This is a genomic window from Gelidibacter sp., assembly GCF_035577925.1.
Classification (GTDB): domain Bacteria; phylum Bacteroidota; class Bacteroidia; order Flavobacteriales; family Flavobacteriaceae; genus Gelidibacter.
Map to the genome: position 1 here is coordinate 1 of NZ_DATJCY010000326.1, position 3,910 is coordinate 3,910.

Genomic DNA, 3,910 nt, shown 5'->3' on the forward strand with positions numbered 1-3,910 from the left:
AAAACGGTAAATCAGAAATTTCATAACTTTTCGGATATTCATAACCATTAATAAAAACGCAAGGTGTAAAGTTAAAATCATTATTAACACACCACTCATGCTGATTTTTTAAGAACCGCTCAATTTTATGGTTTCCTGAATTTATTTGAAATTTCTCCAACCATTTTTCTCTGTCTTTATTATTGTACCATTCATCCATAGCTTGATAGTAAAATGCTTCTCCTTGACATATTTGTATTTCAATTAGACTCATAGTAATTTTCTTCAAATCTTCAATTTTAGGATGAACATTAAAAATAGTGGAAATTTTCACACTATCTGTATAATTTTCTAAAATAGATTTGAGCAAATAATGAGGTTCCTTGCAATAACTACAAAAAGGACTAGTTATAATAGAAATTTCTAATTGAGAATCTTGATCTCCAAAAGTTAATGGGCTGCTCGGTAATTTGAGTTTTTTTGTGGACAAGAGTGTATTCTTAAAAATCGTATAATTTCTTTTAAAACGATTTGCTTTAAGTTCGACATTTTTTAATTGGTTGACTTTGGTAAGAATTTTTTTCAATGGAAACCAGACCGCTGTCATTATTGACGATACCAAAAGAAATAAGAGTACACCATATAAAGAAAGGGTTAAATTCAAAAAAGAGTTAAGGTATATAACATAGCCCAGTTCCAGCAGTAAAACACCCATAATCGTTAAACAAATAGGACACCATTTTTTCTCAATAAATTTCTGATAGTAAAGAGAGGCAACAATGATTGGAACTGATAATATAAGTAGCATGGTCTGCATATAAAAATAATCCAATTGATTACCTGAAATATCCATTAAGAACAAAGAAGAAATTTGTATTGTAAAGAACAGAATACTTAAATCGCTAAAACTAATCGTTTCAAAAACCTTCCATTTACTGGAATTGACAACTGTTTTGCAACTGCTATCAATTGTGGTGTTGCAAAACTTATCCAATAGTTCGCTCCTCGTATTGAACAAATCTTTTAATGCTGCAATAGAAAAAAATGCGCCAATGATTGGGAACACATAAAACGCCAAAAACCATTTGTTAATTAAATTTATGGATAAAACGGCTAGGAATAATATGATGGAGAACAGAGGAAATAGAAAGGTAACTTTGTTTTGTTGTTTTGATTTTGAGACATCTATATCATTTTCTGCAAGCAGCACCACATCACCCCACAAAGTTTCAAAATCTTCTTTTAATGCTGAATGCTTTTTTTCTGTTTCATTGGTATAAATGTAGATGTTCTCCTTTTTTTCTACAAAGGACAAGTAATCAGTATGGCCGTTTTTCAATCTTGCAATAAAAGAATTCGGCAGTAAATCAATTTCTGACTTTTCAATTTTGAAAGCACCGTTGTTTACATTAAAAAACTTTAAGGTATCACTTAACGCCAACAAGGAAGGATAATCAGGATGTGAATTGAACTGAAATTCAAATTCCTCTTTATCCATAGGAATGTTTTCTACATCTAAATATTGGAAAAGGGTTTTGAGCAAATTCATAATTAATATTCGGATATATTGAAAGATATTTTGAACAAGTAAAGTAGTTAAAGATAAGCATAAGTTGTGAATTTAATTTTTAAATTTAAATATCTATATAAATTACTTTTCTCGTTTACCAATTTAGTCAAAGTTTTGGAATAAATCAGATAACCGAATAGATGACCTTTGACTCGATAATACGGTCAATCTTATGATTTCAATAAGAATAAATATGTTTTAGTGTCTATCAGCGCAGTAATTGTAATGGTACCATCCTTACTTTTTTTACGGGTCACCCTTACTCTAATAGAGATAAGATTAATTATATTTTGCGATTCAATTAAGTTTTATTTTGAAGACCTATATTATCGTAGAAAAGGATGTTGAGACCGGAAAAAGTATGAGGACGGTCATAGATAAATTTGATGATCTCAGATTCATAGGGACAGCTAATGATCAGAGCGAAGCACTCCATCTCATATTGAGGACATGTCCAGATATCGTGTTTTTGGGGCTTGATGATGTAATTGATAATTTGTCCGATTTTCTCCTCGATATTACCAAACACAGTGAGAATGATCCTGTTTTTATTGCGTTGTCCGCATCAAAGGAATTGGCGTTTGAGGCTTATCAATATGGTTTTTTCGATTATCTCCTAAAACCTTTGGTCGAATTGGACCTGGAAAGATGTGTTTTAAAGTATAAAAAAGCATTAAAGGATTTACGATAGGCTAGGAGGCACTCTTGTTTAGGTTTAGGTTGGCGTCTAAATGTAGGGTCATATAAAGAGAGGATATTAGCTGTGATTCTATGAATTGTAGAAAAAAAACTTACTAAAGTTATAGTCACCTTTTATTTGAATTACATAGCCTTTAGACTAAGCGAGGATTTTTGGGAAGTATCATTAATTTTGATGGGTGCTTCAGCATCTATTGCTTCTTGAGATGTAGTTTCGGGAGCAATCGACAGTTGTATTTTCCTATCGACGGCAGCTAATTCCGTTTTTAATTCATTTAATCTATTTTCTTTAGACCAAGTGCCATGTACCACTTCCTGAAGTATCGGTAAGTCCTTCTGTATTTCTACTATTTTCTTTTGGTCTTGATCGATATAACTAGGTATTTTTTCCAAGGCTTTAAGGAAATTCATAGCTGCCAGTTTTTCATCCTTTGCGATAATGCCGTTATTGTGCGTATATTTAATAGTTCCTTCACCTTGAATCAAAAAACGATTGACTCGAATATTCATACCTTCTTTTTGCGACATTTCCGTTTTTACGAGTAATTGAAAGCCATAAAGACTCCCAATTTCTTCATAGTCTCCACCTGTACGCGCTTTGTCGGCAAGTTGATTCAGTTTTGTACCGATTTGTTTTGCATCTGCGTTGGCAGATAAACCTGTTAAAAGAACGGGATTTGAGATGGTGCCATCCGCGTGCTTTTGTATGCGCTGTTGTAAGTTTGTCCAATCAAGATTCATACGTTTCAAGCGCGATTGCGCCTGATCAAGTTCAATGGCGTAATTCTCTAACTTATATTTCGCACTGTATTTGGAACGACTAAATGCTTGTTTTTCGCTTTCTAATCCTGCAATCTGCTTTTCTAACTTTGCTTTATCTAATAGATCGGTATTCCCTGAAAGAATGGCCACATATTCAGAAAAATTCATTCCTGATTTTTCGTCCAAACTTCCTTCATCAATGGTGCGCTTCCCAAGATTATTGTTTTTCAACTGATCGATAAACAATTGTTTGTTGTATAATAGATTGAATTTGTAACTGTCTAATGATTTCTCAACTGCATAAATAATCACGTCTACTTTGTTTGCCGCAAAATGCTTTGCAATTTCATTGCCTTTTCGAATTGCCCGTCCATCCCGTTGCGCTAGATCACTTGGTCGCCAAGGAGTATCAAGATGGTGAACGGCAACGGCTCTTTTCTGTGCATTGACACCTGTACCCAGCATATCGGTAGAGCCAAACAGCACTCGTGTTTTTCCATCATTCATAGCATTGATGAACTCTTTCCGCATTTTATCATTCTTGGCTTCCTGTATAAAACGTACTTCGTGTGCGGGAATCCCGTGATCCTCCACCAATTTTCTTTTAATTTCGGAATAGACGTTCCAATCATTCGGTTTGTAGGTACCCAAGTCTGAAAAAACAAACTGTGTTCCTTTTTGTGCGTTGAAGCGAAGGTAATACTCCGCAAGTTTTGCGGCGCAGTGAGAAGCTTTACTGTCTGGATGATCGTCATATTTAAGATTAACCATTCGCATATCCAATGACATCTTTCGTGCATAGTCTGTTGCAATCAACATTTTTGCTTTTTCTTCACTTTGAGATAACGGCGCTCTACCTAGTAAGGTCGCATCACCTGATTTAGCAAACTTCATCAAGCT

At 34.1% G+C, this 3,910-nt stretch carries 3 protein-coding genes; 1 reads left to right on the plus strand and 2 read right to left on the minus strand.

Annotated features, from left to right (window positions below; translation table 11 throughout):
* Positions 1-1,528, minus strand: a 1,528-nt coding sequence (locus VNJ50_RS12775) for a vitamin K epoxide reductase family protein (RefSeq protein ID WP_325582517.1), incomplete at its 3' end; no start/stop codon positions are given.
* Positions 1,529-1,862: 334 nt separating this feature from the next.
* Here VNJ50_RS12775 and VNJ50_RS12780 point away from each other — a divergent pair.
* Positions 1,863-2,240, plus strand: a complete 378-nt coding sequence (locus VNJ50_RS12780; RefSeq protein WP_325582519.1) for a hypothetical protein — start codon at positions 1,863-1,865, stop codon at positions 2,238-2,240.
* Positions 2,241-2,371: 131 nt separating this feature from the next.
* On the opposite strand, the gene VNJ50_RS12785 is transcribed toward VNJ50_RS12780, so the two are convergent.
* Positions 2,372-3,910: helicase C-terminal domain-containing protein (locus VNJ50_RS12785; protein ID WP_325582521.1), on the minus strand; the 1,539-nt coding region annotated here is incomplete at its 5' end.